At 64.4% G+C, this 26671-nt stretch carries 25 protein-coding genes; 16 read left to right on the forward strand and 9 right to left on the reverse strand.

Translation table 11 applies throughout. From position 1 onward, the window contains the following. Positions 1 to 8: 8 nt before the first annotated feature. The 4 genes from QO207_RS05345 to dksA form a co-directional block, all read right to left on the reverse strand. Complete coding sequence (locus QO207_RS05345) at positions 9 to 2960, reverse strand: sensor histidine kinase (protein WP_301531508.1); 2952 nt, start codon at positions 2958 to 2960, stop codon at positions 9 to 11. Further along, positions 2944 to 3120, reverse strand: coding sequence for a hypothetical protein (locus QO207_RS05350; protein WP_015478907.1), 177 nt, complete (start codon positions 3118 to 3120; stop codon positions 2944 to 2946). Before QO207_RS05350 ends, QO207_RS05345 begins: the two co-directional genes overlap by 17 nt. An 84-nt stretch (positions 3121 to 3204) precedes the next feature. Then, on the reverse strand, positions 3205 to 4092 hold the full coding sequence (gene gluQRS, locus QO207_RS05355; RefSeq protein WP_301531509.1) for a tRNA glutamyl-Q(34) synthetase GluQRS: 888 nt from the start codon (positions 4090 to 4092) through the stop codon (positions 3205 to 3207). 82 nt (positions 4093 to 4174) lie between these two features. Then, positions 4175 to 4618, reverse strand: coding sequence for an RNA polymerase-binding protein DksA (gene dksA / locus QO207_RS05360; protein ID WP_015478905.1), 444 nt, complete (start codon positions 4616 to 4618; stop codon positions 4175 to 4177). A gap of 333 nt (positions 4619 to 4951) precedes the next feature. Here dksA and QO207_RS05365 point away from each other — a divergent pair, with 333 nt between their 5' ends. Both QO207_RS05365 and sfsA read left to right on the forward strand, forming a co-directional pair. Continuing rightward, positions 4952 to 6124: a pyridoxal phosphate-dependent aminotransferase gene (locus tag QO207_RS05365; protein ID WP_301531510.1), complete on the forward strand. Its 1173-nt coding sequence runs from the start codon at positions 4952 to 4954 to the stop codon at positions 6122 to 6124. Then, complete coding sequence (gene sfsA / locus QO207_RS05370) at positions 6124 to 6831, forward strand: DNA/RNA nuclease SfsA (RefSeq protein ID WP_301531511.1); 708 nt, start codon at positions 6124 to 6126, stop codon at positions 6829 to 6831. The genes QO207_RS05365 and sfsA overlap by 1 nt, the downstream gene beginning before the upstream one ends. 133 nt (positions 6832 to 6964) lie before the next feature. Here sfsA and QO207_RS05375 read toward each other — a convergent pair whose 3' ends face one another. Beyond that, positions 6965 to 7291 (reverse strand): Rieske 2Fe-2S domain-containing protein, encoded by a 327-nt coding sequence (locus tag QO207_RS05375; protein ID WP_301531537.1) that lies wholly within the window; start codon positions 7289 to 7291, stop codon positions 6965 to 6967. A gap of 257 nt (positions 7292 to 7548) precedes the next feature. Here QO207_RS05375 and QO207_RS05380 point away from each other — a divergent pair, with 257 nt between their 5' ends. From QO207_RS05380 to QO207_RS05400, 5 genes are read left to right on the forward strand one after another with little or no spacing between them, the layout of a single operon-like run. Beyond that, a complete protein-coding gene (locus QO207_RS05380; RefSeq protein ID WP_301531512.1) occupies positions 7549 to 8604 on the forward strand; it encodes a hemin-degrading factor in 1056 nt (351 codons plus the stop codon). Between the two features lie 11 nt (positions 8605 to 8615). After that, positions 8616 to 9512, forward strand: coding sequence for a hemin ABC transporter substrate-binding protein (locus tag QO207_RS05385; RefSeq protein ID WP_301531513.1), 897 nt, complete (start codon positions 8616 to 8618; stop codon positions 9510 to 9512). A gap of 50 nt (positions 9513 to 9562) precedes the next feature. After that, a complete protein-coding gene (locus tag QO207_RS05390) occupies positions 9563 to 10546 on the forward strand; it encodes an iron ABC transporter permease (RefSeq protein ID WP_301531538.1) in 984 nt (327 codons plus the stop codon). Beyond that, positions 10546 to 11313 (forward strand): heme ABC transporter ATP-binding protein, encoded by a 768-nt coding sequence (locus tag QO207_RS05395; protein WP_301531514.1) that lies wholly within the window; start codon positions 10546 to 10548, stop codon positions 11311 to 11313. Before QO207_RS05390 ends, QO207_RS05395 begins: the two co-directional genes overlap by 1 nt. 11 nt (positions 11314 to 11324) lie before the next feature. Continuing rightward, the gene (locus QO207_RS05400) at positions 11325 to 12221 is read left to right on the forward strand and encodes a ChaN family lipoprotein (RefSeq protein WP_301531515.1); all 897 of its coding nucleotides are present in this window, start codon (positions 11325 to 11327) and stop codon (positions 12219 to 12221) included. Between the two features lie 738 nt (positions 12222 to 12959). Here QO207_RS05400 and QO207_RS05405 read toward each other — a convergent pair. From QO207_RS05405 to QO207_RS05415, 3 genes are all read right to left on the reverse strand, one after another. Beyond that, complete coding sequence (locus QO207_RS05405) at positions 12960 to 13760, reverse strand: Crp/Fnr family transcriptional regulator (protein WP_301531516.1); 801 nt, start codon at positions 13758 to 13760, stop codon at positions 12960 to 12962. 104 nt (positions 13761 to 13864) lie between these two features. Further along, on the reverse strand, positions 13865 to 14137 hold the full coding sequence (locus QO207_RS05410; protein WP_015478897.1) for a TfoX/Sxy family protein: 273 nt from the start codon (positions 14135 to 14137) through the stop codon (positions 13865 to 13867). A 227-nt stretch (positions 14138 to 14364) separates the two neighbouring features. After that, positions 14365 to 15927 carry a bifunctional aminoglycoside phosphotransferase/ATP-binding protein gene (locus QO207_RS05415; protein ID WP_301531517.1) on the reverse strand — a complete coding sequence of 521 codons (1563 nt, stop codon included), beginning with the start codon at positions 15925 to 15927 and terminating at the stop codon, positions 14365 to 14367. 215 nt (positions 15928 to 16142) lie between these two features. Between QO207_RS05415 and mrcB the strand changes: the two genes are divergently transcribed. From mrcB to QO207_RS05430, 3 genes are read left to right on the forward strand one after another with little or no spacing between them, the layout of a single operon-like run. Continuing rightward, positions 16143 to 18467 carry a penicillin-binding protein 1B gene (gene mrcB / locus QO207_RS05420; protein WP_301531518.1) on the forward strand — a complete coding sequence of 775 codons (2325 nt, stop codon included), beginning with the start codon at positions 16143 to 16145 and terminating at the stop codon, positions 18465 to 18467. A 10-nt stretch (positions 18468 to 18477) separates the two neighbouring features. Beyond that, on the forward strand, positions 18478 to 19299 hold the full coding sequence (locus tag QO207_RS05425) for a tetratricopeptide repeat protein (RefSeq protein ID WP_301531519.1): 822 nt from the start codon (positions 18478 to 18480) through the stop codon (positions 19297 to 19299). Continuing rightward, on the forward strand, positions 19299 to 19628 hold the full coding sequence (locus tag QO207_RS05430) for a YqcC family protein (RefSeq protein ID WP_301531520.1): 330 nt from the start codon (positions 19299 to 19301) through the stop codon (positions 19626 to 19628). Before QO207_RS05425 ends, QO207_RS05430 begins: the two co-directional genes overlap by 1 nt. A 13-nt stretch (positions 19629 to 19641) precedes the next feature. Here QO207_RS05430 and QO207_RS05435 read toward each other — a convergent pair whose 3' ends face one another. Continuing rightward, positions 19642 to 20091 (reverse strand): DUF4124 domain-containing protein, encoded by a 450-nt coding sequence (locus tag QO207_RS05435; RefSeq protein WP_301531521.1) that lies wholly within the window; start codon positions 20089 to 20091, stop codon positions 19642 to 19644. Between the two features lie 403 nt (positions 20092 to 20494). On the opposite strand from QO207_RS05435, the gene QO207_RS05440 reads away from it, so the two are divergent. The 6 genes from QO207_RS05440 (at position 20495) to msrQ (ending at position 26430) form a co-directional block, all read left to right on the forward strand. Beyond that, on the forward strand, positions 20495 to 22225 hold the full coding sequence (locus QO207_RS05440; RefSeq protein ID WP_301531522.1) for an acetolactate synthase 3 large subunit: 1731 nt from the start codon (positions 20495 to 20497) through the stop codon (positions 22223 to 22225). A gap of 2 nt (positions 22226 to 22227) precedes the next feature. Further along, on the forward strand, positions 22228 to 22719 hold the full coding sequence (gene ilvN / locus QO207_RS05445; protein WP_081520739.1) for an acetolactate synthase small subunit: 492 nt from the start codon (positions 22228 to 22230) through the stop codon (positions 22717 to 22719). A gap of 44 nt (positions 22720 to 22763) precedes the next feature. Continuing rightward, positions 22764 to 23780, forward strand: coding sequence for a ketol-acid reductoisomerase (gene ilvC, locus QO207_RS05450; protein WP_017516327.1), 1017 nt, complete (start codon positions 22764 to 22766; stop codon positions 23778 to 23780). 149 nt (positions 23781 to 23929) lie between these two features. Then, complete coding sequence (gene pssA, locus QO207_RS05455; RefSeq protein WP_017516328.1) at positions 23930 to 24754, forward strand: CDP-diacylglycerol--serine O-phosphatidyltransferase; 825 nt, start codon at positions 23930 to 23932, stop codon at positions 24752 to 24754. Positions 24755 to 24811: 57 nt separating this feature from the next. Then, on the forward strand, positions 24812 to 25822 hold the full coding sequence (gene msrP, locus QO207_RS05460) for a protein-methionine-sulfoxide reductase catalytic subunit MsrP (RefSeq protein WP_301531523.1): 1011 nt from the start codon (positions 24812 to 24814) through the stop codon (positions 25820 to 25822). Then, entirely contained in the window at positions 25822 to 26430 is a 609-nt protein-coding gene (msrQ, locus tag QO207_RS05465) for a protein-methionine-sulfoxide reductase heme-binding subunit MsrQ (protein ID WP_301531524.1), read from the forward strand. The genes msrP and msrQ overlap by 1 nt, the downstream gene beginning before the upstream one ends. Positions 26431 to 26671 lie beyond the last annotated feature (241 nt).

A 26671-nucleotide genomic window follows, 5' to 3' on the forward strand; every position in this document is an offset into this window, starting at 1 on the left:
GTGCTCGTCTACTGCTCGGCCGTCGGGCCAGGATGCCGCGGCAAGGTGACGCTGATGCGGGTTCCGCATTCGCGTTCGGGGTCAGCCGGGCTGTCTATGGTGATTTGTCCATAATGCTCTTCCACGATCGAATAGACCAGAGCGAGCCCCAGGCCGGTTCCCTTGCCCGGGTCCTTGGTGGTGAAGAAGGGCTCGAACAGGCGATCGATGATCGACTTGGGTATGCCGCTGCCTTCGTCCTCGACGATCAGGTCGATGGTCTGCTCGGAAGCCTCGGTGCGCACGCGGATCGCGCCGTTGGCCGGGGAAGCATCGCGGGCGTTGGACAGCAGGTTGATCAGCACCTGGGCCAGGCGCTGGGAATCGCCTTCCACCCAGTGTTCCGGGTCGCACAGGTTGAAGAACTGCACGTCGACACTGCGTCGGTTCAGCGACAGCAGGCCGATGGCCTCCTGGGCGACGTCGGCCAGGCATACCGGTTCGGCCGCCACCTGCTTGCCGCCGGCGTGGGCGAAGCTCATCAGCGATTGCACGATGCGCGAGACGCGCTTGGTCTGTTCCAGGATCTGCCCGCTGATCTCGGTGAGCTCGCCATCGCCTTCACGCTCTTCGCGCAGGTTCTGCGCCAGGCAAGCGATACCGGTGATCGGGTTGCCGATCTCGTGGGCCACGCCGGCGGCCAGGCGGCCGATGGAGGCGAGGCGCTCGGAGTGGATCAGCTTGTCTTCCAGCGACTGGGTTTCGGTGAGGTCTTCGACCAGCAGCACCAGGCCACTGTTACCGGGCGCGAGGGGCTCCTCGATCGCCGCCTTGTGCAGGTTCAGCCAGCGGGTCTGGCCCTCGATGGTCAGGCGCTGCTTGTGCAGGTGCTCGTCGGGGGCGTCGATGAAGCCTTCCAGCAGGCCGCGCCACGGATCGGGCAGGGCGGCCAGGCGCGAGCCGACCACGCGTTGTGCGCTGACCCCGGTGAGCTCCTCGATGGCGCGGTTCCACATGAGGATTTCCTGGTCCTTGGCCAGCGAGCAGACGCCCATGGGCAGGTCCTGCAGGGTCTGGCGATGGTAGCGGCGTAGGGTGTCGAGTTCGGCGGCGAGGCCGGTGAGCCGGGAGTGGTAGTCCTCCAGGCGGCTCTCGATGAAGTGGATGTCCTCGGTGACGTAGGCTTCGCTGCTGGCCTTGTACGGCAGGAAGGTTTCCACCATGTCCTGCGCCACGCTCGGGCCCATCAGGCCGGAGAGGTTCGCCTCGATGCGGTCGCGAAGGCGGCGCAGGGCGTAGGGGCGGCGTTCGTCGAAGGGCAGGTGCAGGTCGCGCAGTGCCTGCTCCACCTCGCGCTGGGCGGTCTTCGCGCCCAGCGGCTTGGCCAGCTGGCTGGCGAACTCCTGCGGAGATACGGCGATCAGCTCACGACGCTGCGGGCGGCGCACGTTGTCGACGGCGCAGGCTTCGGCGGCACCTTTCTCTTCATCGCTGGCTTCGGTGAACAGCGAGACCAGGGTGAACACCAGCACGTTGGCTGCCAGCGAGGCGAGCGCGGCGAGGTGCCAGGTGGTGTCGTCGAGCACGTAGAGCGAGTTGAACAGCGGCAGATAGATGCTCTGCATGTTCGCCACCAGCGGGGTGAGCATGGTCGCGCCCCACACCAGCATGCCCGCCACGAGACCGGCGATGAAGCCGCGGCGATTGGCGGTCGGCCAGTAGAGCACGGCCAGCGCGCCGGGGAGGAACTGCAGGGTGGCGACGAAGGAGACTATCCCGAGATTGGACAGGTCCTGCTCGGCGCCCAGCATCAGGTAGAAGGCATAGCCGGCCATGATGATCGCGGCGATCAGCGCACGGCGGGTCCATTTCAGCCAGCGGTAGATGTTGCCTTCGGCCGGCGGCTGGTAGAGCGGCAGCACCAGGTGGTTGAGCACCATGCCTGAGAGCGCCAGGGTCATCACGATGATCAGGCCACTGGCGGCGGAGATGCCGCCGACGAAGGCGGTCAGCGCCAGGGCTGGGCTGTCCACCGAGATGCCCAGGCCGAGGGTGAAGTATTCCGGGTTGGTCGAAGCCCCCAGGTGCAGGCCGGCCCAGAGGATCGGCGGCACCGCCAAGCTCATCGGTAGCAGGAACAGCGGCAGGCCCCAGCTGGCGCTGAGCAGCGCGCGCGGGTTGAGGTTCTCGGTGAAGGTCATGTGGAACATGTGCGGCATGACGATGGCCGAGGCGAAGAACACCAGCAGCAGCGTGCGCCACGGCCCTTCGGCCAGCGGGGTGTGCAGGGTGCTCAGGGCTTCCTGGTTCTGCAGCAGCCAGACTTCCAGGCCGTCCGGCCCGCCGAACACGCCATAGAGGGCGAACAGGCCGATGGAGCAGAGCGCCACCAGCTTCACCAGCGACTCGAAGGCAATCGCCATCACCAGCCCTTCGTGGCGCTCGCGGGTGGCAATGTGGCGCGCGCCGAAGAGGATGGCGAACAGCGTGATCAGCGCGCAGAAGGCCAGCGCCGCGCGGTTGGGCTCGGATTCGCGGGTGAGGATGCTGATCGAGTCGGTCACCGCCTGGATCTGCAACGCCAGCATCGGCAGCACGCCGATCAGCATGAACAACGTGGTCAGCGCGCCGGCCCAGGTGCTGCGGAAGCGGAAGGCGAACAGGTCGGCCAGCGATGACAGCTGGTAGGCCCGGGTGATCCGCAGGATCGGATAGAGCAGCACCGGCGCCAGCAGGAAGGCGCCGGAGACGCCCAGGTAGATCGCCAGGAAGCCGTAGCCGTACTGGTAGGCCAGCCCGACGGTGCCGTAGAAGGCCCAGGCGCTGGCGTACACGCCCAGCGACAGGGTGTAGATCAGTGGATGGCGCACCAGCCGGCGCGGGATGAAGCCGCGCTCGGTAATCCAGGCGACGCCGAACAGGACCATCAGGTAGGAGGCGCTGATCAGGATCAGCTGGGTGAGGCTAAAGCTCGTCAGCATCGCGCTGGCTCTGCAGGATGAAGGTGACGACGATCAGGATCAGCCACAGCAGATACGGGCGGTACCAGGCGCCGTGGGGATCGATCCACCAGTCCATGATGGCCGGTGAGAACAGGTAGATGCCCACGACCAGGAGCAACACCAGTCGGTAGATGTACATGTCGTCTCTCTCTTTGTTCGGCGGGCAGGCTACCTGTGCGCACAGTCGCCGGCAAGCCGGCCGCCGGTGGGGACGGGTACAAGTCTAGAGCTGCGCGTCTTCCAGCGTCAGGCTGCGGGGGATGGCAGTGACATCCCAGTGCGCGATACCCCAGACAAGCACCTCGCGTGGTGTGGCCTGCAGCAGTTCGGCGGGTGGCTTCTGGCCCAGCGCCTTGAGTGCGCGCACCAGCAATGGCGCGGCCTGGTCGGCCTGCAAGGGCGGCGAGCGGTAGGACTTGCCGAGCTTGTGCCCATCGGGCTGGATGATCAGCGGCACGTGCAGGTAACTCGGCGCGGCGATGCCCAGCAGCTCCTGCAGATAGAGCTGGCGCGGGGTGTTGTCCAGCAGGTCGGCGCCGCGAACGATGTCGGTAACACCCTGCCAGGCGTCGTCCAGCACTACCGCCAGTTGATAGGCGAACAGCCCGTCGCGGCGGCGGATGACGAAGTCGCCCACTTCGCGGCCCAGGTGCTGGTGGAATTCGCCCTGCAGGCGATCGGTGAAGCGGTAGTCCAATTCCGGCACACGGATGCGGATGGCGACGTCGCCGTGCCAGTCATGCTGGGCGTCGCGGCAGGTGCCGGGATAGATGCCGTTGCTGCCTTCGAGCTGCTTTCGCGAGCAAGTGCAGGCGTAGGCCAGCCCGCTGCGCAGCCATTGCTCGACCTGGGCGGCATAGGCGTCGCCGCGCTGGCTCTGGCGCTCCACCGGGCCGTCCCACTCGAAGCCGTAGCGTTCGAGGGCTTCCAGGATGGCCGCCTGGGCGCCGGGCATCTCGCGCGGCGGGTCGAGGTCCTCCATACGCACCAGCCATTTACCGCCCACGGCGCGCGCGTCCAGGTAGGAGGCGACGGCGGCCACCAGCGAACCGAAGTGCAGGTAGCCGCTGGGTGTGGGGGCGAAGCGTCCGATGTAGCGGGAGGCGGGCATGGAAGCTCTCTGCTGGAAGACTATCTATAAAGCGCAGAAACGAAACGGGGCGCCGCAGCGCCCCGTTCGGGATCAACCAGGCTCAGGAGCCCAGTTGCTTTTCCTTGATTTCCGCCAGGGTCTTGCAGTCGATGCACAGGGTGGCGGTGGGGCGGGCTTCCAGACGGCGGATGCCGATCTCGACGCCGCAGGAATCGCACCAGCCATAATCGTTGTCTTCGATCAGCTGCAGGGTCTCGTCGATCTTCTTGATCAGCTTGCGCTCGCGGTCGCGGGCGCGCAGTTCGAGGCTGAACTCTTCTTCCTGGCTGGCACGGTCGGCCGGGTCGGGGAAGTTCGCCGCTTCGTCCTGCATGTGGTGCACGGTGCGGTCCACTTCTTCCATCAGCTCAACTTTCCATTTGTTGAGGATGGAGGTGAAGTGCGCGCGCATGCGATCACTCATGTACTCCTCGCCCTTGGTTTCCTGGTAGGGCTCGAAGCCACGAATCAGTTGGCTGCTCTGTTGCTTTGCTTTGGTGGGCATGGATGACCGCCTCTCACTTCGCTAATCCTCTCGCGGATGGTCCCTCTCCGGCACCGCCGGCCCCGCGCTCGCAGCGGGCGAACTTACCAGAACGATAACCGCGATGCTACTCCCGGTTATCGAGCCTGCCAGTACCCGCACATGACCTGATCGCCAGGCCGGCGACCCACCGGTCATCGCCAGTGGGTTTTTCTGCAAACCTGAGCAGAATCGTCGGCGTTCGCCAGACGAAGCCTGCAAGTTCCCGGAAGCCACGCATTGCAGGCGCGGCGGCCCAGAATTCATCAGTGGCCTGTTAGAATCCCGGCTCTGTCGCAAAGTTCGGAATATTCCATGGCCACCACCTTCAGTGCGCGCAGCCGCGCCATCGAACCCTTCCACGTCATGGCGCTGCTGGCGCGGGCCAACGAGCTGCAGGCCGCTGGCCACGACGTCATCCACCTGGAAATCGGCGAGCCGGACTTCACCACCGCCGCGCCCATCGTCGAGGCCGGGCAGAAGGCCCTGGCAAATGGTCACACGCGCTATACCGCCGCACGCGGCCTGCCGGCGCTGCGCGAAGCCATCGCCGGCTTCTACGCCCAGCGTTACGGCCTGTCGATCGACCCGCAACGGATTCTCGTCACGCCCGGCGGCTCCGGCGCGCTGCTGCTCGCCAGCAGCCTGCTGGTGGATCCGGGCAAGCACTGGCTGCTGGCCGATCCGGGCTACCCGTGCAACCGCCACTTCCTGCGCCTGGTGGAAGGCGCCGCGCAACTGGTGCCGGTGGGCCCGGAGAGCCGTTACCAGCTCACCCCGGAACTCATCGAACGGCACTGGGATCAGGACAGTGTAGGCGCTCTGGCCGCATCGCCGGCGAATCCTACGGGCACCCTGTTGCACAAGGATGAGCTCGCGGGCCTGTCTGCCGCCCTGAAGGCGCGCGGCGGCCATCTGGTGGTGGACGAGATCTACCACGGCCTGACCTACGGCCTAGACGCACCCAGCGTGCTGGAAGTGGACGACGAGGCCTTCGTCCTCAACAGTTTCTCCAAATATTTCGGCATGACCGGCTGGCGCCTGGGCTGGCTGGTGGCGCCGCCGGAAGCGGTGGGCGAGCTGGAGAAGCTGGCGCAGAACCTCTACATCAGCGCGCCGAGCATGGCCCAGCACGCCGCGCTGGCCTGCTTCGAGCCGGCGACCCTGGCGATCCTCGAGGAGCGCCGCGAGGAATTCCGCCGCCGCCGCGACTACCTGCTGCCGGCGCTGCGCGAGCTGGGCTTCGGCATCGCCGTGGAGCCGGAGGGTGCCTTTTATCTGTATGCGGATATCAGCGCCTTCGGTGGCGACGCCTACGCCTTCTGCCAGCACTTCATCGAGACCGAGCACGTGGCCTTCACCCCTGGCATCGACTTTGGGCGCTACCAGGCCTCGCACCATGTGCGCTTCGCCTACACGCAGAGCGTCGAGCGCCTGCAACTGGCGGTGGAGCGCATTGCTCGCGGCCTGAAGACCTGGCGGCCCTGATGCGCTTCGAGCCGGCGCTGGAAGAGGCGCGCCTGATCAAACGCTACAAGCGCTTCCTGGCGGACATCGAGACCGCCAGTGGCGAGCAGCTCACCATCCACTGCCCGAACACCGGCTCGATGCTCAACTGCATGAGTGAGGGCTGCCGCGTCTGGTTCAGCCGCTCCGATGACCCCAAGCGCAAGCTGCCGGGCACCTGGGAGCTGGTGGAAACCCCACAGGGTCGGCTGGCCTGCGTGAACACCGGGCGTGCCAACCGCCTGGTGGAAGAGGCATTGCTGGCCGGCACGGTGACCGAGCTGGCCGGCTTCGACGAGCTGCGCCGCGAGGTTGCCTACGGGCAGGAGAACAGCCGCGCCGACTTCCGCCTGATGTATGCCGGCAAGCCGGTGTACGTGGAGGTGAAGAGCGTGACCCTGGGCTTTGACGACACCGCGGTTGCGGCTTTCCCTGATGCCGTTACCCAGCGTGGCGCCAAGCATCTGCGCGAGCTGGCGGCGTTGGCGCGCGAGGGCATGCGTGCGGTGCTGTTATATGCGGTGAACCTGTCGGATATCGACGCGGTGCGCCCGGCGAAGGAGATCGACCCGGCTTACGCCGCTGCGCTGGCGGAGGCGCGCAACGCCGGGGTGGAAGTGCTGGCGTATGGGGCGAGGATCGATACCCGGGAGATTTGCCTGGAGCGGCGGTTGGAGGTGTTGCTGTAGTCGCCTGACCGGTGAGATCGGTGTGGCGGCTGTTCGCGAGCAATAACGATGGCGTCCCCCTCGCTCCTACAGGTCCACGCCGTGCTGCTCTTCGTAGGAGCGAGCTTGCTCGCGAACCCGCCTTACAGCTGTCCTACTCGTGAGCGTCATCCAGCCAGATGCCCCGCTCATCCTCCCGGCACGGCAGCGCTTCCAGCACATCCCCCAGGCACGGCCCCTGGATGCATTCGCCGGTCTCGATCAGGAACAACGCGCCGTGGTGGCCGCATTGCAGCAGGCGGCCGCTGTGGTCGAGAAACTGCTCGGCGTCGTAGCCCAGCGGGATTTCCCGGTGCGGGCAGCGGTTGCGGTAGGCGTAGACACGGCCGCCGCGGCGGACAGCGAAGAGACTCAGGCCGACGGCCTTGAAGCCCCGGCTCTGGCCTTCGGCCAGATCGTGCGGGGCGCAGAGCAGGATCATCCAGGTGTTTCCATTCAGGTGCGCGGTATCACGGGCGGGCATTATCCGCGCCGGGATGGCGACACCGGAAGAGGGTGCACTTCCGTGTGCTGAAGAAGCTGATCGCCGGCCATGTGCCAGCGAAATCGGCGCCGACCTTAAGCCTCTCTGCAATCTAATGCAAATAATTATCAAATAGATTTCCTAAATTTCCTGTGGCAAGGTTCGTTTATGCCGCCGCCTTGCGGCCGCTCACCTTTGGAACGAGGAATTCTCTGATGACGACCCTGACTGCGCCGGCCTCCGAGCTGTACCGCGCCTGGCAAGCCCTGCGCGCCGAGAAACCGCGGCTGCGCGCCCGCGATGCGGCGCAACACCTGGACGTGAGCGAAGCCGAGCTGACCGCTAGCCGGTTGGGCGTGGATGCCGTGCGCCTGCGCACCGACTGGGCCGAGCTGCTGCCGGCGCTGGGTGAGCTGGGCCAGATCATGGCGCTGACCCGCAACGAGCATTGCGTGCACGAGCGCAAGGGGCCGTACCGCGACGTCACCGTTTCAGCCAATGGTCAGATGGGCCTGGTGGTCTCCCCGGACATCGACCTGCGCCTGTTCCTCGGTGGCTGGGCCAGCGCCTTCGCCATCAGCGAGGAAACCGCCCACGGCACCCAGCGCAGCATCCAGGTGTTCGACCGCCAGGGTACCGCCGTGCACAAGGTCTTCCTTACCGAGCAGAGCGACCTTGCCGCCTGGGACCCGCTGGTGCGCGGCTTTACCGCCGCCGAGCAGAGTGCCGAGCTGGACCTGACCGCGCTGGAGCCCAAGGCCGCGCCGCTGGCCGATGGTGAAATCGAGGTCGCCGCCCTGCGCGAAGGTTGGGCCGCGTTGAAGGACACCCATCACTTCTTCGCCCTGCTGAAGAAGCACCAGGTCCAGCGCACCCAGGCCCTGCGCCTGGCGGGCCGCGAGTGGGCCGAGCCGCTGACCACCGCCGAGCTGCCGCGCCTGCTGGAAGCGGCGGGGGAGCGCCAGGTGCCGATCATGCTTTTTGTCGGCAACGCCCATTGCATCCAGATCCACACCGGCACGGTGAACAACCTCAAGTGGATGGACGACTGGTTCAACGTCCTCGACCCGCTGTTCAACCTGCACCTGAAGACGCCGGGCGTTACCGAGCTGTGGCGAGTGCGCAAGCCGAGCAGCGATGGCGTGGTCACCAGTTGGGAAGCCTTTGACGCCAACGGCGAACTGGTGCTGCAGGTGTTCGGCGCGCGCAAACCCGGCGTGCCGGAACTGGAAAGCTGGCGCGAGCTGGCCGAATCCTACCCGGCGCTCTGAGGACCGACAGCATGAAGAAAACTCCCTGGATCGTGACCGGCCTGTTCGCCGGCCTCTGCCTCGCCGCCACTAGTGCGCTCGCCGATAGTCTGCCGCAACGCTGGGTGAGTGCCGGCGGCTCGCTGAGCGAATGGGTCGTCGCCCTGGGCGGCGAAGGCAAGCTGGTCGGCGTCGACACCACCAGCCTGCACCCGGCATCGCTGCACGCATTGCCGAAGATCGGTTATCAGCGGCAGCTGGCCGCTGAAGGCATCCTCGCGTTGAAGCCGGACATCCTGCTCGGTAGCGAGGAGATGGGCCCGCCGCCGGTGCTGCAGCAATTGCGTGCTGCTGGCGTGCGCATCGAGACGCTATCGGCCAAGGCCGACGAGAAGACCGTGCACGACACCCTCCAGCGCCTGGGCGAACTGCTGGGCGCGGCGGACAAGGCGAAGCAGGTCGGGGCGGACTTCGATGCGCGCATCGCCGCACAGGATGCCTGGGTGAAGAAAGCTCAGTCCGCACAAGCGGCTCCAGGCGTCGTCCTGCTGGTCGGGCATGCCGGTGGCAACCTGCTGGTGGCCGGGCAGGATACTTCCGGCGACTGGCTGATCCAGCATGCCGGCGGGCGCAACCTCGCGACCCACACCGGTTACAAGACACTGTCGACCGAAGCCCTCACCGCGCTGAACCCGCAAGTGGTGGTGCTCAGCGATCGCAGCCTGGACGGCGACAAGGCCCGCGCTGCACTGACCCAGCAGAATCCCGGCCTCGCCGCGACCAGCGCCGTGCGCGATGGCCGTGTGCTGGTGCTCGATCCGACCCTGCTGGTCGGTGGTCTCGGTCCGCGTATCCCGGATGGGCTGGCTAGCCTCTCGCGGGCCTTTTATCCTTCCGCGCAGGCCCTGAACACGGAAAGTCGTCCTTGACCCGGATCGTTACCGCTCGACCGCTGTTCCTGCTCCTTGGTTTTCTTCTGCTGCTGGTCGTCCTGCTCTCACTGGCCCTCGGGCCGGTGAGCCTGCCGCTGGGCGATACCCTGCGCGCGCTGGCGCGCATGCTCGGGCTGCCGGTCTCCGCCGACGGCCTCGGCCAGGCCGAACTCATCGTCGGGCAGATCCGCCTGCCGCGCACCTTGTTGGGCATCGCTACCGGTGGTGTGCTGGCGCTGGCCGGTGTGGCCATGCAGGGGCTGTTCCGTAACCCGCTGGCCGACCCCGGCCTGATCGGCGTTTCCAGCGGCGCTGCGCTGGGCGCGGCCATCGCCATCGTCTTCGGTGCATCCATCGGTGGGCTGCCCGAGGCTTTCGCTCCTTATCTGCTCTCCGCCTGCGCCTTTGCCGGCGGCCTGCTGGTGACGGCGCTGGTCTACCGCCTGGGGCGCCACAACGGCCAGACCAGCGTGGCGACCATGCTGCTTGCCGGTATTGCGCTGACCGCGCTGGCGGGCGCGCTGATCGGCCTGTTCACTTATCTGGCCGATGACGCCACCCTGCGCACCCTGACCTTCTGGAACCTTGGCAGCCTCAACGGCGCGAGCTACCCGCGACTGTGGCCGCTGCTGCTGATCACTCTGCTGGTGGCCTGCTGGTTGCCGCGCCGGGTGAATGCCCTGAATGCGCTGCTGCTGGGCGAGTCCGAGGCGCGCCACCTGGGCTTCGACGTCGAGCGGCTGAAAGTCGAACTGATCCTCTGCACTGCGCTGGGCGTCGGTGCCGCTGTGGCCGCAGCCGGCATGATCGGTTTCATCGGCCTGGTGGTGCCGCACCTGCTGCGGCTGATCGTCGGTCCTGATCACCGCGTGCTGCTGCCGGCTTCGATGTTCGGCGGCGCCATCCTTCTTCTGCTTGCTGATCTGATCGCACGGCTGGCGCTGGCGCCGGCGGAGCTGCCGATAGGCATCGTTACCGCGCTGATCGGTGCGCCGTTCTTCCTTTATCTGCTGATCCGGGGGCGTTCCTGATGCTGTGCGCAGACAAGCTGCTGGTGAAGCGCGGCGCGCAGACCGTCCTGCAGGAGGTGAGCGTGACGCTGCAGCCGGGCGAAGTGCTCGGTGTGCTCGGCCCCAACGGCGCGGGCAAGAGCACACTGCTCGGCGCCATGAATGGCGAGCTGCCGCTTGCGGGTGGAGCGGTGAGCCTCGACGGTCGTCCATTGGAGTCCTGGCAAGGCACCGAGCGCGCACGCCGTCTGGCTGTGTTGCCGCAATCGTCCTCGCTGAATTTCGCCTTCCCCGTCGAAGCAGTGGTGGGCTTCGGCCGATTGCCCCACGACAGTGGCCGCCAGCGTGACGAGGAAATCATCCGCGAGGCCATGGCCGCTGCCGATGCTTCGCACCTGGCCGGGCGCAGTTACCTGGCGCTGTCCGGTGGCGAACGCCAGCGTGTGCATCTGGCCCGTGTGCTGGCGCAACTCTGGCCGGGCGGCGCGGACCAGGTCCTGCTGCTGGACGAGCCGACCTCGGCGCTCGACCCGTTGCACCAGCACACCACGCTGCAAGCAGTGCGCGACTTTGCCGGGCGCGGCGCGGCGGTACTGGTGATCCTGCACGACCTCAACCTCGCGGCGCGCTACTGTGATCGCCTGTTGCTGCTGCACGAGACGCGCGCGCACCTGCTGGGGACTCCCCGCGAGGTGCTGCAGGCCGAGCCGCTGCGCACGGTCTTCGGCCTCGATGTGCTGGTGCAGGAGCACCCGGAGCGCGGCCATCCGCTGATCATCGCCCGCTGACTGGAGTTGCCATGAACAAGTTGCTGTTCGTCCCGCTGCTGGCGCTGCTCACTGCCTGCCAGGGCCAGTTGGCCGCGCCGCCCTTGCCGGTCTGGCAGAGCCCGGAAGGGCGCGACAGTGCCGAGCTGGGGGTAATCCGCGATCTGCGTACCGGCGAACAGCTCTCGCCAGCGCAATTGCTCGACCGACTTGCTGCTGCGCCACGGGTAATAGTCGGAGAGCAGCACGACAACCCCGATCACCACGCCCTCGAACTCTGGCTGGCGCGCGCCCTGGCCGAGCGCCGCCCGAGTGGCAGCGTGCTGCTGGAGATGATCAATCCCGATCAGCAGGACGCGGTGACGGCTGCCCAGGCTGCTGCGGCCAAGGGCGAGGCGCCTACGGACCTCATCGGCGCTCTGCATTGGCAGGCCGGCTGGGACTGGTCGCAGTACGGCCCGCTGGTGACCTGGCTGGTGAAGCAGCCAGCCCCGTTGCTGGCTGCCAACCTGGATCGCCGCGAGATCATGGACACCTACCGGAAGAAGCCCGAGCTGCAGGGCACCGCCTCGACAGCGGTGGCAGTGCGCGATGCGTTGCTGGAAGACATTCGCGACTCCCACTGCGGCTTGCTGCCGGACAGCCAGCTGCCAGCCATGCTGGCAGTGCAGCAGCAACGCGACCGGCGTCTGGCCGAACGCTTCAAGGCGGCGCCGCAGCCGTCGCTGCTGATTGCTGGTGGATTCCACGCGCGGCGCGACCTGGGCGTTCCGCTGCATCTGCAGGACATCGATGCGGCGCAAGGGCTGAAGGTGCTGATGCTGGCTGAAGTCGGCAAGACCGTTGCGCCCGGGCAGGCCGACTACTCCTGGTACACCCCGGCGCAACCGCCAACCGATTACTGCGCGCAGATGCGCGGCAGTATGTGAAAGGGCCGCGAGGCCCTTTTTCATGGGGGCGGGCGGCAGGAGAAATCTCAGACAAAAAAAGACCCGGCAAAGTGCCGGGTCCAAACCGTGATTAGCCTGATGAGGAGATAATCTGAAGAGTCCGACTGCGTGGTCTCTCTAGCTTATCCGACTGGCCTCGCAGCCAGTGGTTGTAATAATAACCATTATCATTTACGAGTCAACACCTTTTCTTCGGCTGATTCGAAGTTTTTCCGGTGGACGGAAAATCGCTGCGAGATGAAAAAATCAGGGCAAAAAAAAGACCCGGCAAAGTGCCGGGTCCAAACCGTGATTAGCCTGATGAGGAGATAATCTGAAGAGTCCGACTGCGTGGGCTCTCTAGCTTATCCGACTGGCCTCGCAGCCAGTGGTTGTAATAATAACCATTATCATTTGCGAGTCAACATCTTTTCTTCGGCTGATTCGAAGTTTTTTCGGTGGACGGAAAATCGCTGCGAGATGAAAAAGTCGGGGCAAAAAAAGACCCGGCAAAGTGCCGGGTCGAAACCGTGATTAGCCTGATGAGGAGATAATCTGAAGAGTCCGACTGCGTGGTCTCTTGAGGTTATCGATCTGGCCTCGCGACCAGATGACTCAATAATAATCATTATCATTTGAGAGTCAACCTCTTTTCTGCAGATTTTTCTCGCCCGCGAAAATTCGTCCGTACCAACGAAAAAGCCCGGCGCGAGGCCGGGCTTTTCGGAGGAGGAAGGCTCAGTCGGCCTGGCGTTGCAGGCGTAGCTGGGTGACTTCCTTGTTCAGCAGATCGATGCGCCGCGCCATGCCTTCAATGAGGCTGTGGGCGATCCGCGGGTTGCTCTGCATCAGGCTGAGGAACTGGTCCTTGGGGATCACCATCACGGTACACGGCTCGCTGGCGATCACCGTGGCGCTGCGCTTCTCGCGGGTGAACACGGCCATGGCGCCGAAGATCTCGTCCTTCTGCACGTCACCGACCTTCTGCCCGTCGACGAACGCCTCGGCATGACCCTCGATGATGATGAACACGTGCTCGGCTTCATCGCCCTGCTGGATCAGCTGGGCGCCGGCGGCGAAATGCTGGAAGCCGGTGGCCGGGCGGATTTCCGGCTGCTTGAGATGTGCCAGGGCGTCCGACAGCAGCGCGGTGTGGCCGATCAGGTAGTGCAGGAACTGCTCCTGGCGCTGCTCGTCGCTGTGGATGTGGCGGAACACATCGCTGCGCGAGTAGGGCACCAGGCACAGCGGCTCTTCGCTGACATAGCGGCAGGGCGGCAGTTCGATGCCCTGGCGCAGGCCGACCAGGTCGCCTTCCTGCAGGTAGAACAGCGGACGCTCATCCACCAGCGCGTGTACCAGGCCGTTCTCGATGAGGAACAGGTGCTTGCCGGGCAGTTCGCTCTCCAGGTTGTCGGAGCGCTCCAGGCGGATGGCTTCGCCAGCAGGTTCGAGGCCGGCCAGCAGTTGCGCCGGAATGCCCTGCAGCCGATTGATCAGTCGATCGGCATAGGCGGGTTGTTCACCGAGTAGGTACATGGCCGTAATTCCTTGATATGGCGACGGTCGAGGGCGCACGAAGGGCCCTGAAACCATAAGCGGACAGGTACCTTGCGTAAACATTTTCCCACAGAGCTTGTGAGCTAGCTCTTGTTACGTATCGGAAATGTCTCAAGTTCGCCAAGAAGGGCGGCCTTGTGCGCGGGCGGCAGGTCGTTCCAGTGAACGTCCAGCAGCGCGCCCTCGATGGCGTAGAGCAACACCTTGGAGGCGCGGAAGCCCCTGGCGCGCACCGCGCGGTAAGCGCCGACCGCCCCCAGGCGGCGCAGGTCGCTGGCGCTATGGATGCCCACGGCATGCAGCCATTGGGCGGAGGTCTTGCCGAGGTTCTTCAGGTGCAGCAGTTCGTCGTTCATCGTCTGTCCTTGCGATGGGCACGATGGGTGTCAGGTCTTTGAAGGCCGAGAACTGCTCGTAGCGGCCGGACACACCTGGGAAAGTGTAGCGGTGGATAAGAAAAGCGTGGCTTTGTGATATCGCCCTGAATGCGGGGCAGGGCGATGGGGTGTTTCAGGCGGCGCCGGATGGCGTTGCCTGTCGTCCGGAAGCACCACGCAGGCGCGTCCGGACGACAGCTTGTGGATCAGAGGCCGGGCAGGCGCTGGCGGATGGCGGCGACAAGGCCGTCGAGGCTGGCGGCCTCCTGGGTGTCGACGCGCTTGCTGTGCTGCTGCTCCTCGACGCTGAGGGCGTCGCGGCTGGCCAGTTGCGCCTGGATCACTTCGAGGGTCGCGTCGGACGGGTCGTTGCCGTCGTTCTGGCGCTGGGCGAGCCAGCCGGCGATCACCGCTTCCGGCGCATGGCAGTCGAGGATCAGGAAGGGCACGCCGGTTTCCTCGGCGATTTCCCAGGCGGCAGCCCGCTGCTCGCGCTTGAGGAAGGTGGCGTCGAGCACCACCGGGTAGCCGGCGCGGAGGATGTCCACGGCCAGTTCGTTCAGGCGCTGGTAGGTGGCGACGGTGGCGTCGCCATCGTAGATGCCGCCCTTGAGCTTGCCATGCTGGTCGCTGCTCTGCTCGCCGAACAGGCGCTTGCGCTCGACGTCCGAACGCAGGCGGATGGCGCCGAGCGCCTCGACCAGACGCAGGGCGACCTGGCTCTTGCCAACGGCGGAGACGCCCACGGTCACCGACAGGAAGCGCGAGGGAATGGCGCTGTAGCTTTCCGCCAGGTTGGCGTAGTTGCGGTACTGGCGCAGGGTGGCGGCCTTCTGCACGGCGTCGTTCTGGTGCGCCAGGCTGAACAGCGCGATCTTGGCGCGGACCAGGGCGCGGTAAGCCTTGTAGAAGTTCAGCAGGGCCAGCGACTGGTAGTCGCCGGTGTATTCCAGGTACTGGCTGACGAAGCGCCGCGACAGGCACTTCAGGCCACGATCTTCCAGGTCCATGGCGAGGAAGGCGTAGTCGGCGGTGACGTCGGTGAAGCGGAACGGTTCGTTGAATTCGATGCAGTCGAACAGCACGACCTTGTTGTCGATGATCGCGGCGTTGCCCAGGTGGATATCGCCATGGCACTCGCGGATGAAGCCGTTGGCCTTGCGCGAATCGAACACGCCATGCAGGCGCTCGAAGCTGGACTCGGCCCAGGCTTCCAGGGCGTCGAGTTGCAGCAGGTCGGCCTTGTCGGAGAGCAGCGGGCGAATCTGCTCGAAGTTCTGCCGTACCGGCGCCATGCAAGCTTCGGCGGTGCCGAGCGGGTGTTCGGTCGGAACTACCGGGGTGCGCAGGTGGAAGTCGGCGATCTGCCGGGCCAGCCCGTCGATGTGCGCGGCGCCCAGTTCGCCACGTGCCTGCACTTCGCTGAGCAGTTGGCTCTGGGGGAATTCGCGGCACTGGATCATGTACTCGATGGCCGGGCCGTCGCCGCCGATCTGCGGCGCGGACTCGCTGCCGGTGATGGCGATCACGTCGAGATACAGGCCGTCGGTGAGGCGCTGGTTGAGGCGCAGCTCTTCCTCGCAGAAGTGCTTGCGCTTGGCCAGGTCGGTGAAGTCGAGGAAGCCGAAGTTCACCGGTTTCTTGAGCTTGTAGACATAGGAGCCAGTGAGCAGCACCCAGGAGATATGGGTTTCGATGACCCGGAAGCCCTCGACCGGATGGGGGAAGAGTGCGGGGTTCTGTAGGGCTGCGAGGAGGGTCTGGCTCACTTGATGTCCTTTCCGGTCGTATTTTCGAGGCTGGCATTATGGCGGCTGGGTCGGTTGCTGCAAACTCTGCGGCCGGGTGGCAACCAAATGGCCAGCCTGGGGTCATAGCTCGGCAACCGCCGCATTCGCCAGATGCGCGGCAGTTCGCATCAAGCCCGGACGCCCGCTGGAGCGGCGTCTGTCTCCTGTGGATAAAGTACGTATAATGCGCCGCCATGACGCGTCCCCGATCTTCCAAATCCCGTAAAAAAAGCGGCAAATCGTCGCCTGCCATGCGCAAGTGGCTGGGCTGGGCTCTCAAGCTCGGTCTGGTCGGTCTTGTCGTGCTCGCTGGTTTTGCCGTGTACCTCGATGCGGTTGTGCAGGAGAAATTCTCCGGCAAGCGCTGGACCATTCCCGCCAAGGTGTATGCCCGGCCGCTGGAGTTGTTCGTCGGCCTGAAGCTGGGCAAGGACGACTTCCTGCGCGAGCTCGACGCCCTGGGCTATCGCCGCGAAAGTTCGGTCGCAGGCCCCGGCGCCGTGGCGGTGTCCGGCAATGCCGTGGACCTGAACACCCGTGGCTTCCAGTTCTATGAAGGCGCCGAGCCCGCGCAGCGTATTCGCGTGCGCTTCTCCGGCGATTACGTCGCCGGCCTCAGCCGTGGCAACGGTGGCGATCTCGCCGTGGCACGCATGGAGCCGCTGCTGATCGGCGGCCTTTATCCGGCGCACAATGAAGACCGCATCCTGATCAAGCTGGACCAGGTGCCGCCGTACCTGATCGATACCCTGGTGGCGGTGGAAGACCGCGATTTCTGGAGCCACCATGGCGTCTCGCTGAAGTCCATCGCCCGTGCCGTCTGGGTCAACGCCAGCGCCGGCCAGTTGCGCCAGGGCGGCAGTACGCTGACCCAGCAGTTGGTGAAGAACTTCTTCCTGACCAACGAACGCAGCCTGTCGCGCAAGCTCACCGAAGCCATGATGGCGGTGCTGCTGGAGCTGCATTACGACAAGCGCGAAATCCTCGAGGGCTACCTCAACGAGGTGTTCCTCGGCCAGGACGGCCAGCGCTCGGTGAACGGCTTCGGCCTTGCCAGCCAGTACTTCTTCAGCCAGCCGCTGTCCGAGCTGAAGCTGCCCCAGGTGGCGCTGCTGGTCGGCATGGTGAAGGGGCCTTCCTACTACAACCCGCGGCGTAACCCCGAGCGGGCGCTGGAGCGCCGCAACGTGGTGCTCGACGTGCTCGCCGAGCAGGGCGTGATCACCGCCGACGAAGCCGCCGCCGCCAAGCAGGCCCCGCTGGGCGTGACTCGCCAGGGCAGCATGGCCAACAGTTCCTACCCGGCCTTCCTCGACCTGGTGAAACGCCAGCTGCGCGAGGATTACCGCGACGAGGACCTGACCGAAGAAGGCCTGCGCATCTTCACCAGCTTCGATCCGATCCTGCAGATGAAGGCCGAGTCGGCCGTCAGCGAGACCTTCAAGCGCCTGGAAGGCCGCAAGGGTGTCGCCGAGACCGAGACCGCGATGGTCGTGACCAACCCGGAAACCGGTGAAATCCAGGCCCTGATCGGCAGCCGCGATCCGCGCTTCGCCGGCTTCAACCGCGCCATCGACGCGGTGCGGCCGATTGGCTCGCTGGTCAAGCCGGCGGTCTACCTCACCGCGCTGGAGCGACCGAGCCAGTACACCCTGACCAGCTATATCCAGGACGAGCCATTCCAGGTGAAGGGCAAGGATGGCCAGGTGTGGACGCCGAAGAACTACGAAGGCACCGCCAACGGCACCATCTTCCTCTACCAGGGGCTGGCCCGTTCGCTGAACCTGTCCACGGCCAGGCTGGGTCTGGACCTGGGTGTGCCGAACGTGCTGAAGACGCTGGAGCGCCTGGGCGTATCGCCGAACTGGCCGGCCTACCCGTCGATGCTGCTGGGCGCTGGCGCGCTGAGCCCGATGCAGGTGGCGACCATGTACCAGACCATCGCCAGCGGCGGCTTCAACACTCCGCTGCGGAGCATTCGCAGTGTGCTGGCTGCCGACGGGCAGCCGCTCAAGCGCTATCCGTTCCAGGTCGAGCAGCGCTTCGATCCGGGCTCCATCTATCTGCTGCAGAGCGCCATGCAGCGCGTGATGCGCGAAGGTACTGGCCGCTCGGTCTACAACCAGCTGCCGGCGTCCCTGACTCTGGCGGGCAAGACCGGTACTACCAACGATTCGCGCGACAGCTGGTTCTCCGGCTTCGGCCAGGATCTGTTGGCGGTGGTATGGATCGGCCGCGACGACAACGGCAAGACGCCGCTGACCGGCGCCACCGGTGCGCTGCAGATCTGGACCAGCTTCATGCGCAAGGCCGATCCGTCGCCGCTGGACATGCCCAAGCCGGACAACGTGGTGCAGGCCTGGGTTGATCCGCACACCGGGCAGGGCACCGATTCCAGCTGCCCCGGTGCGGTGCAGATGCCTTATATTCGAGGAAGCGAACCTGCGCCTGGCGCGGGTTGCGGAAACCAGACGCCGGCCGGCGAAGTCATGGACTGGGTGCGCGGCTGGCTGAACTGATGCGAGAGGAATGGAAGTGAGAAAAGCTTGGTTTGCAGCGTCGGCGACTCTGGCGCTTCTGTCCGGTTGTGCGACTCCTCAGCAGGGTGCGATCCCCGTGCAGGACTCCGGTACTGCCGTGACCAACTCGGAGCGTGTCGGCCGTGCTGGCGGCAACTCCCAGGCACCGGTCAAGGCCGGCGCCGGGCAGAGCATTCCCCAGGGCGACTCGGGCGTCACTGTGATGGTCCCGCAGGACGCCGGCATGGCGCCGATCCAGACCTTCCCGGCACAGAGCGGTGCGGCGCCGATCAGCACTGCTCCGATGACCACCGCTCCGGGCGGCACCGGCTCGAACTATTCGCAGCAGCCGATTTCCACCAGCGGCGGCATCACCTCCAACGGTGGCTTCCAGTCGCAGACCTACCAGCAGCCGGCTGCCCAGCAGGCTGCGCCGTCGACCCAGAACACCTACCAGGGTCCGTCCGGCATCCCGTCGAGCAACTCCGGCCTGTCGGCCGACGAGCAGCTGGATGGTCCGGTGCTGGCGCTGCTGACTTCCGCTTCGCAGCAGCAGGGCGGCGGTGATCTCAATGGTGCTGCCGCCAGCCTGGAGCGTGCCCAGCGCATCGCCCCGCGCGAGCCGCAGGTGCTCTACAAGCTGGCCCAGGTTCGTCTGGCCCAGGGTGATGCGGCGCAGGCCGAACAGGTCGCGCTGCGTGGCCTGTCCCTGGCCAATGGTCGTCCGACCATGCAGGCCAGCCTCTGGGACCTGATCGCCAAGTGCCGTGACCAGCAGGGCAACGCTGCCGGTGCCGCCGAGGCTCGTCAGAAAGCCAAGGTGACCCTGTAATGGACGGGCGTGTGCTGGCCGTCGCCGATCAGCTGCTGCTGATCGAGCGGGAGCTGCGAGCGGCAGGTCTGTGGGGGAGTGAAAGTCCGTCGCTGGAGCGACTGTCGAGCGTCGAGCCGTTCTGCGTGGACACGCTGGCGCTGGAAGAGTGGTTGCAGTGGATCTTCCTGCCGCGGATGAAGCTGATCATCGAGAGTGGCGCTGATCTACCCGGCGCCTCGGGCATCCGCGAGATGGCGGAAGAGGCCTATGTCCTGCAGGGCGCGAAAGTCGCCGCGTTGCTCGAAGCGCTGGGCGCCTTCGATCGACTGATCAGCGAAGCGCCCTGAGCCTTCGCTGCGGTCAGTTGCAGTTCTCGCGGATATCCTTTTCGCTCTTCGCGATTCTTTCCTGACGTTCCTCTTCACCGATACGGCGCAGCTCACCGCTGCCATCATCGACGCGGATACGCGGGTTGTTCTTCATCTGCGCCAGATCTATACGCAGTTGCTCGCACTGCTTCACGCGCTGAGCTTCCTGCTGCGCTACTTCCTGCTTGACCTTCGCGTCTACGGCCTTCTGCTTCTCATCTTCGCTCGGCGGGAGGGTAGCTTTCGGCGGAGCGGGCGGTGGGAAGTTCGAAGCCTTGGGTTGTGCGGTGCTGGTATTCACGGTATCGGCACTGGTGCCTTCCGGCGGTTGCGCGCCGAAGTGGGTGATGCCCTGGGCGTCGACCCATTTGTAGACCTGCGCGGCCATCACGGTCGGGGCCAGCGCGAGCAGCAGGCTGCCCAGGAAAATCGTCCGTCGCATGCTTTGTCGATCCTTGGGATGCGGAGTCTGTCGGTAACTATAACCAAAACGTGCGCTTATTCACTCTGAGAAAGTTCACATCCCTGCTTCATTCAAAGCCATATATGGCTTGACTTGGCCGCTTCGTTTCAGAAGAATCCAAGGTTCGCTGCAGTGGGCCGGCCGCAAGCTGGTTTTACTCGGCAGACAAGAGGTGCTACCCGCGCCGCAAAGTTTCACCCTGTTTCGCGTTACCTCGCGCTGGGTGGAGGCTCTCCGTAACACAAACAGGAGCGTCTCCAGGTTCTGCTCAATCGGCAGTCGACGTAGCCGGCGATTACATTCGCCCATGTCTGCCGGGCAGCCATCCAAGTCGGTCCCCCACGTTGGGGGTGTCCGTATATAGCGTTCTAGAGGTGACAACGTGGAACTTTTATCCGGCGCTGAAATGGTCGTCCGCTCCCTGCGTGACGAAGGCGTTAAGTACATCTACGGGTACCCGGGCGGTGCCCTCCTGCATATCTACGACGCTCTCTTCAAAGAGAACGAAGTAACCCACATCCTGGTTCGCCACGAGCAGGCCGCTACCCACATGGCCGACGGCTATGCGCGTGCCACCGGCAAGCCGGGCGTGGTGCTGGTGACCTCCGGTCCCGGTGCGACCAACGCCGTTACCGGCATCGCCACCGCCTACATGGACTCCATCCCGATGGTGGTGATCTCCGGCCAGGTGGCGAGCAACATGGTCGGCACCGATGCCTTCCAGGAAACCGACATGGTCGGTATCTCCCGCCCGATCGTGAAGCACAGCTTCATCATCAAGCACCCGTCGGAAATCCCAGAGGTCATCAAGAAGGCCTTCTACATCGCCCAGTCCGGTCGTCCGGGCCCGGTGGTGATCGATATTCCGAAGGACATGGGCGATCCGACCCAGAAGTTCGAATACAACTACCCGAAGAAGGTCAAGCTGCGCTCCTACAGCCCGGCGGTCCGTGGCCACTCCGGCCAGATCCGCAAGGCTGCCGAGATGCTCCTGGCTGCCAAGCGCCCGATCATCTACGCCGGTGGCGGCGTGATCATGGGCAATGCCGCCGAGCCGCTGACCGAAGTCGCGCGCATGCTCAACGTGCCGGTCACCAACACCCTGATGGGTCTGGGCGGCTATCCGGGTACCGATCGCCAGTTCGTCGGCATGCTCGGCATGCACGGCAGCTACACCGCGAACCTCGCGATGCACCACGCTGACGTGATCTTCGCCGTCGGCGCGCGTTTCGACGACCGCGTAATCAACGGCGAGACCGCCGCCAAGTTCTGCCCGAACGCCAAGATCATCCACGTCGACATCGACCCGGCTTCGATCTCCAAGACCGTTAAAGCGGACATCCCGATCGTTGGCCCGGTGGATAGCGTCCTGACCGAAATGGTCGCGATCCTCAAGGAAATCGGCGAGACCCCGAACAAGGAAACGCAGGCTGCCTGGTGGAAGCAGATCGAGGAGTGGCGCGGTACCCGCGGCCTGTTCCCGTACAGCATGGGCGACGGCAGCATCATCAAGCCGCAGACCGTGATCGAGACCCTCAGCGAAGTCACCAACGGTGATGCCTTCGTCGCTTCCGACGTGGGCCAGCACCAGATGTTCGCGGCGCAGTACTACCGCTTCAACAAGCCCAATCGCTGGATCAACTCCGGTGGCCTGGGCACCATGGGCTTCGGCTTCCCGGCCGCCATGGGCGTGAAGCTGAACTTCCCCGAAGCCGACGTCGCCTGCGTGACCGGTGAAGGCAGCATCCAGATGAACATCCAGGAGCTGTCCACCTGTCTGCAGTACGACCTGCCGGTGAAGATCGTCAACCTGAACAACGGTGCGCTGGGCATGGTCCGCCAATGGCAGGACATGCAGTACAACAGCCGTTATTCGCACTCCTACATGGAATCGCTGCCGGACTTCGTCAAGCTGGCTGAAGCGTATGGCCACGTCGGCATGCGCATCACCGACCTGAAGGACCTGAAGCCGATGATGGAAGAGGCCTTCGCGATGAAGAATCGCCTGGTCTTCCTCGACATCCAGGTCGATACCAGCGAGCACGTCTACCCGATGCAGATCCGTGGTGGTGCGATGCGCGACATGTGGCTGAGCAAGACGGAGCGTACCTGATCATGCGACACATCATTTCCCTGCTGCTGGAAAACGAACCCGGCGCGCTCTCCCGCGTGGTCGGCCTGTTCTCCCAGCGCAACTACAACATCGAAAGCCTGACCGTCGCTCCGACCGAAGACCCGACGCTGTCGCGCCTGACCCTGACCACCGCCGGTCAGGATGAGGTCATCGAGCAGATCACCAAGAACCTCAACAAGCTCATCGAGGTGGTAAAACTGGTGAATCTCTCGGAGAGCGCGCACATCGAGCGCGAGCTGATGCTGGTGAAAGTGAAGGCCACCGGCGCCCAGCGCGCCGAGGTCAAGCGTACCACCGACATCTTCCGCGGGCAGATCGTCGACGTCACCAGCAGCGTCTACACCGTGCAGCTGGCCGGTACCAGCGACAAGCTGGACAGCTTCATCCAGGCCGTCGGCACCGCGTCGATCCTCGAAGTTGTCCGCAGTGGCGTCACCGGCATTGCCCGTGGCGACAAGACTCTCAGCATCTGATTTGAAATACGGCCCACGAGGCCAACTGACAGGGGATTACCCAAATGCGCGTTTTCTACGATAAAGACTGTGACCTCTCCATCGTTCAGGGCAAGAAAGTTGCCATCATCGGTTACGGTTCTCAGGGCCACGCCCACGCCTGCAACCTGAAAGACTCCGGCGTCGACGTTACTGTCGGCCTGCGCGCGGGTTCTTCCTCGGTGGCCAAGGCTCAGAACCACGGCCTGAAAGTCGCCGAAGTGGCCGAAGCCGTTGCCGCTGCCGACCTGGTCATGATCCTGACCCCGGACGAATTCCAGGGCCGCCTGTACAAGGACGAGATCGAGCCGAACCTGAAGAAGGGCGCTACCCTGGCCTTCGCTCACGGCTTCTCCATCCACTACAACCAGGTCGTGCCGCGCGCTGACCTCGACGTGATCATGATCGCGCCGAAGGCCCCGGGCCACACCGTTCGCTCCGAGTTCGTCAAGGGCGGCGGCATCCCTGACCTGATCGCTATCTACCAGGACGCTTCGGGCAATGCCAAGAACGTCGCCCTGTCCTACGCCTGCGGCGTTGGCGGCGGCCGTACCGGCATCATCGAAACCACCTTCAAGGACGAGACCGAAACCGACCTGTTCGGCGAGCAGGCTGTTCTGTGTGGCGGTTGCGTCGAGCTGGTCAAGGCCGGTTTCGAAACCCTGGTCGAAGCCGGTTACGCTCCGGAAATGGCCTACTTCGAGTGCCTGCACGAGCTGAAGCTGATCGTTGACCTCATGTACGAAGGCGGCATCGCCAACATGAACTACTCGATCTCCAACAACGCCGAATACGGCGAGTACGTGACCGGCCCGGAAGTCATCAACGCCGAATCCCGTCAGGCCATGCGCAACGCTCTGAAGCGCATCCAGGACGGCGAATACGCCAAGATGTTCATCTCCGAAGGCGCCACCAACTACCCGTCGATGACCGCCAAGCGCCGCAACAACGCCGCTCACGGTATCGAAGTCATCGGCGAGCAACTGCGCGCCATGATGCCGTGGATCGCTGCCAACAAGATCGTCGACAAGACCAAGAACTAAGGTCCTTTCGACAAACGAAGAAACGCGGCGCTTGCCGCGTTTTTTCGTTTAGGGGCGGTGATCTGGTATAAAGCGGGGGCGTCGGGTGAGTCTGCGCAGTAGCGTGCCCCGGCGAATCTCAGCCTCAACGAGTTCTCAAGGAATCGTCCATGAGTGAAGGTCACGAGGAGCCGAACAAGGCTTCCGACACCGAAGAAAGTCTGCTGCCCATCGATGAACACATCGAAGAGGGGCATGACGCCGAAGGTCGCAAGGTTCGTCATCGCGGCATCTACCTGCTGCCCAACCTGTTCACCACCGCGGCACTGTTCACCGGCCTCTACGCCATCATCAATGCCATGAACGGCGATTTCTCCAACGCCGCCATCGCCATCTTCGTCGCCATGGTCCTCGACGGCCTCGACGGTCGTGTGGCTCGCCTGACCAATACCCAGAGTGCCTTCGGCGCCGAGTACGACTCGCTGTCGGACATGGTCGCCTTCGGTGTCGCTCCGGCGCTGGTCGCCTTCGAGTGGGCGCTGAGCAGCCTGGGCAAGGTCGGCTGGATGGTCGCCTTCATCTATGTGGCGGGTGCCGCCCTGCGTCTGGCGCGCTTCAACACCCAGGTGGGCAAGGCCGACAAGCGTTACTTCATCGGTCTGGCCAGCCCGGCAGCCGCGGCACTGGTTGCCGGTACGGTCTGGGCGTTCGCCGACTTCGACGTGCAGGGTGCCAAGGTTTCCCTGCTGGTGGCCCTGATGGTCGCCGCCGCTGGCATGCTGATGGTCAGCAACATCAAGTACTACAGCTTCAAGGACCTCGACCTGCGCGGCCGCGTGCCGTTCATGGCGATCCTGGTGGTGGTGCTGGCATTCGCCGTGGTCTTCACCGACCCGCCGCGCATCCTGCTCCTGCTGTTCCTTGCATACGCCACCTCCGGCCCAGTGCAATACTTGTTGCAATTGCGCCGTCGCAAGCAGCCGCCTGCCGTGTAATTTCCAGCGGGCTCCGCAGTCTACTGGCGCATACAGCCAGTTGTTGCGGAGCCCGTCATGCTGATCAAGTCGTCCCGCCTGTCCGATTGCCACGAATCGGAAGTCACCCCCCAATCCCTTTATCTCTCCCGTCGCCACTTTCTCGGTGGTGCGTTGGCGGCTGCCGCGCTGTCCGGATTGCCGCGCCTGAGTCTTGCCGAAGGTGGTCGCTATGCCGATGTGGCTGAGGGCGCTACTCCGCCCTGGCTGACCGAAAAGCTGTCGGCTACACGCTGGGATGCTGTGACGGTGAAAGATGAGGCCATCACGCCGTTCAAGGACGCGACCACCTACAACAACTTCTACGAGTTCGGCCCGGACAAGGGCGATCCCGCTGCCAATGCCGGTGCCCTGAAGACCGAACCCTGGTCCGTGGTGATCGATGGAGAAGTGGCCAAGCCCGGCAAATACGCACTGGAGGACTTCATCAAGCCCTACCAGTTGGAGGAGCGTATCTACCGGCTGCGCTGTGTCGAAGCCTGGTCGATGGTCATTCCGTGGATCGGTTTCCCGATCTCCGAGCTGATCAAGCGGGTGGAGCCAACCAGCAAGGCCAAGTACGTGCGCTTCGAAACCCTGGTGGATCGCCAGGACATGCCCGGTGTGCAATCCAACTTCGCGCTGATCGACTGGCCGTATGTAGAAGGGCTGCGTATGGATGAGGCGATGCATCCCTTGGCGATTCTGGCGGTGGGCATGTATGGTCGGGTGCTGGCCAATCAGAACGGCGCGCCGCTTCGTCTGGTGGTGCCTTGGAAGTATGGCTTCAAGGGCGCCAAGTCCATCGTGCGGATCAGCTTCGTCGAGGAGCAGCCGAAGACCACCTGGCAGAGCCTGGCGCCCGATGAGTACGGCTTCTATGCCAACGTCAATCCGACCGTCGACCATCCTCGTTGGACCCAGGCGCGCGAGCGACGTCTACCCAGTGGACTATTCAGCCCCAATGTTCGTCCTACCCTCATGTTCAACGGCTATGCCGATGAAGTCGCTTCGCTCTACGCAGGCATGGACCTGAGGAAGGATTACTGATGCGCTATCCGTTCTGGCGGGCCGGGGTGTTCCTGGCCGCGTTGCTGCCGCCGCTGTATTGGTTGTATCAGGCATGGGTCTTCGACCTGGGGCCGGATCCGGGCAAAGCATTGGTGGATCGGCTGGGGCAGGGCGGTCTGATCCTGCTGCTCACTACCCTGAGTATGACTCCGCTGCAGAAGATCACCCGCTGGGGTGGCTGGGTACAGGTGCGTCGGCAGCTGGGTCTATGGTGCTTCGCCTATATAGTGCTGCACCTGAGTGCCTATGCCGTCTTCATCCTGGGGCTGGACTGGGCGCAGTTGGCTGTCGAGTTGCGCAAGCGGCCCTACATCATCGTCGGCTTTGTTGCCTTTCTCGGGCTGCTTTCCCTGGCAGTCACGTCCAACCGCTACAGCATGCGCAGGCTGGGTACCGGCTGGAAGAAACTGCATCGCCTGATATACGTCATCCTCGGCCTGGGATTACTGCATATGCTGTGGGTCGTGCGCTCGGACATCGAACGCTGGGCCATCTATGCAGCCATAGGCTTGGTCCTGCTTCTATTGCGGGTTCCTCCGGTGGCTCGTCGTCTGCCCTTGCTGCGGGGCCGTCTGGCAGCTAACTGAAGAAAGTTTAAATTAGTCGTTGACGGCCAATTTAAACTCCCTATAATGCGCACCACTCCCAGCGACGAAGCGCTGAAAGAACTTGAAAATCAAGTACTTACAGAGATTCAAAGATGAGAGTGGTGGTCAGGCAGGTGATTCACTTGCCGCCTTCTGTAGCTGCTTCGGCGGCGAGCTGAAAGGAAGATCGCCGAGGTGCTTGACAGTGGGTTTGATCGCTGTAGAATGCGCCTCCCGCTGA

The sequence above is a fragment of the Pseudomonas sp. CAN1 genome (genome assembly GCF_030462585.1).
GTDB lineage: Bacteria > Pseudomonadota > Gammaproteobacteria > Pseudomonadales > Pseudomonadaceae > Pseudomonas.

Coding starts and splice junctions, on each gene's coding strand:
- QO207_RS05425 (WP_301531519.1), top strand. CDS start 18,478: ATGGAAGTGAGAAAAGCTTGGTTTGCAGCGTCGGCGACTCTGGCGCTT.
- QO207_RS05380 (WP_301531512.1), top strand. CDS start 7,549: ATGACGACCCTGACTGCGCCGGCCTCCGAGCTGTACCGCGCCTGGCAA.
- QO207_RS05365 (WP_301531510.1), top strand. CDS start 4,952: ATGGCCACCACCTTCAGTGCGCGCAGCCGCGCCATCGAACCCTTCCAC.
- dksA (WP_015478905.1), bottom strand. CDS start 4,618: ATGCCCACCAAAGCAAAGCAACAGAGCAGCCAACTGATTCGTGGCTTC.
- QO207_RS05430 (WP_301531520.1), top strand. CDS start 19,299: ATGGACGGGCGTGTGCTGGCCGTCGCCGATCAGCTGCTGCTGATCGAG.
- QO207_RS05405 (WP_301531516.1), bottom strand. CDS start 13,760: ATGTACCTACTCGGTGAACAACCCGCCTATGCCGATCGACTGATCAAT.
- sfsA (WP_301531511.1), top strand. CDS start 6,124: ATGCGCTTCGAGCCGGCGCTGGAAGAGGCGCGCCTGATCAAACGCTAC.
- pssA (WP_017516328.1), top strand. CDS start 23,930: ATGAGTGAAGGTCACGAGGAGCCGAACAAGGCTTCCGACACCGAAGAA.
- QO207_RS05345 (WP_301531508.1), bottom strand. CDS start 2,960: ATGCTGACGAGCTTTAGCCTCACCCAGCTGATCCTGATCAGCGCCTCC.
- mrcB (WP_301531518.1), top strand. CDS start 16,143: ATGACGCGTCCCCGATCTTCCAAATCCCGTAAAAAAAGCGGCAAATCG.
- QO207_RS05375 (WP_301531537.1), bottom strand. CDS start 7,291: ATGATCCTGCTCTGCGCCCCGCACGATCTGGCCGAAGGCCAGAGCCGG.
- msrP (WP_301531523.1), top strand. CDS start 24,812: ATGCTGATCAAGTCGTCCCGCCTGTCCGATTGCCACGAATCGGAAGTC.
- QO207_RS05435 (WP_301531521.1), bottom strand. CDS start 20,091: ATGCGACGGACGATTTTCCTGGGCAGCCTGCTGCTCGCGCTGGCCCCG.
- ilvN (WP_081520739.1), top strand. CDS start 22,228: ATGCGACACATCATTTCCCTGCTGCTGGAAAACGAACCCGGCGCGCTC.
- QO207_RS05400 (WP_301531515.1), top strand. CDS start 11,325: ATGAACAAGTTGCTGTTCGTCCCGCTGCTGGCGCTGCTCACTGCCTGC.
- gluQRS (WP_301531509.1), bottom strand. CDS start 4,092: ATGCCCGCCTCCCGCTACATCGGACGCTTCGCCCCCACACCCAGCGGC.
- QO207_RS05350 (WP_015478907.1), bottom strand. CDS start 3,120: ATGTACATCTACCGACTGGTGTTGCTCCTGGTCGTGGGCATCTACCTG.
- msrQ (WP_301531524.1), top strand. CDS start 25,822: ATGCGCTATCCGTTCTGGCGGGCCGGGGTGTTCCTGGCCGCGTTGCTG.
- ilvC (WP_017516327.1), top strand. CDS start 22,764: ATGCGCGTTTTCTACGATAAAGACTGTGACCTCTCCATCGTTCAGGGC.
- QO207_RS05410 (WP_015478897.1), bottom strand. CDS start 14,137: ATGAACGACGAACTGCTGCACCTGAAGAACCTCGGCAAGACCTCCGCC.
- QO207_RS05395 (WP_301531514.1), top strand. CDS start 10,546: ATGCTGTGCGCAGACAAGCTGCTGGTGAAGCGCGGCGCGCAGACCGTC.
- QO207_RS05385 (WP_301531513.1), top strand. CDS start 8,616: ATGAAGAAAACTCCCTGGATCGTGACCGGCCTGTTCGCCGGCCTCTGC.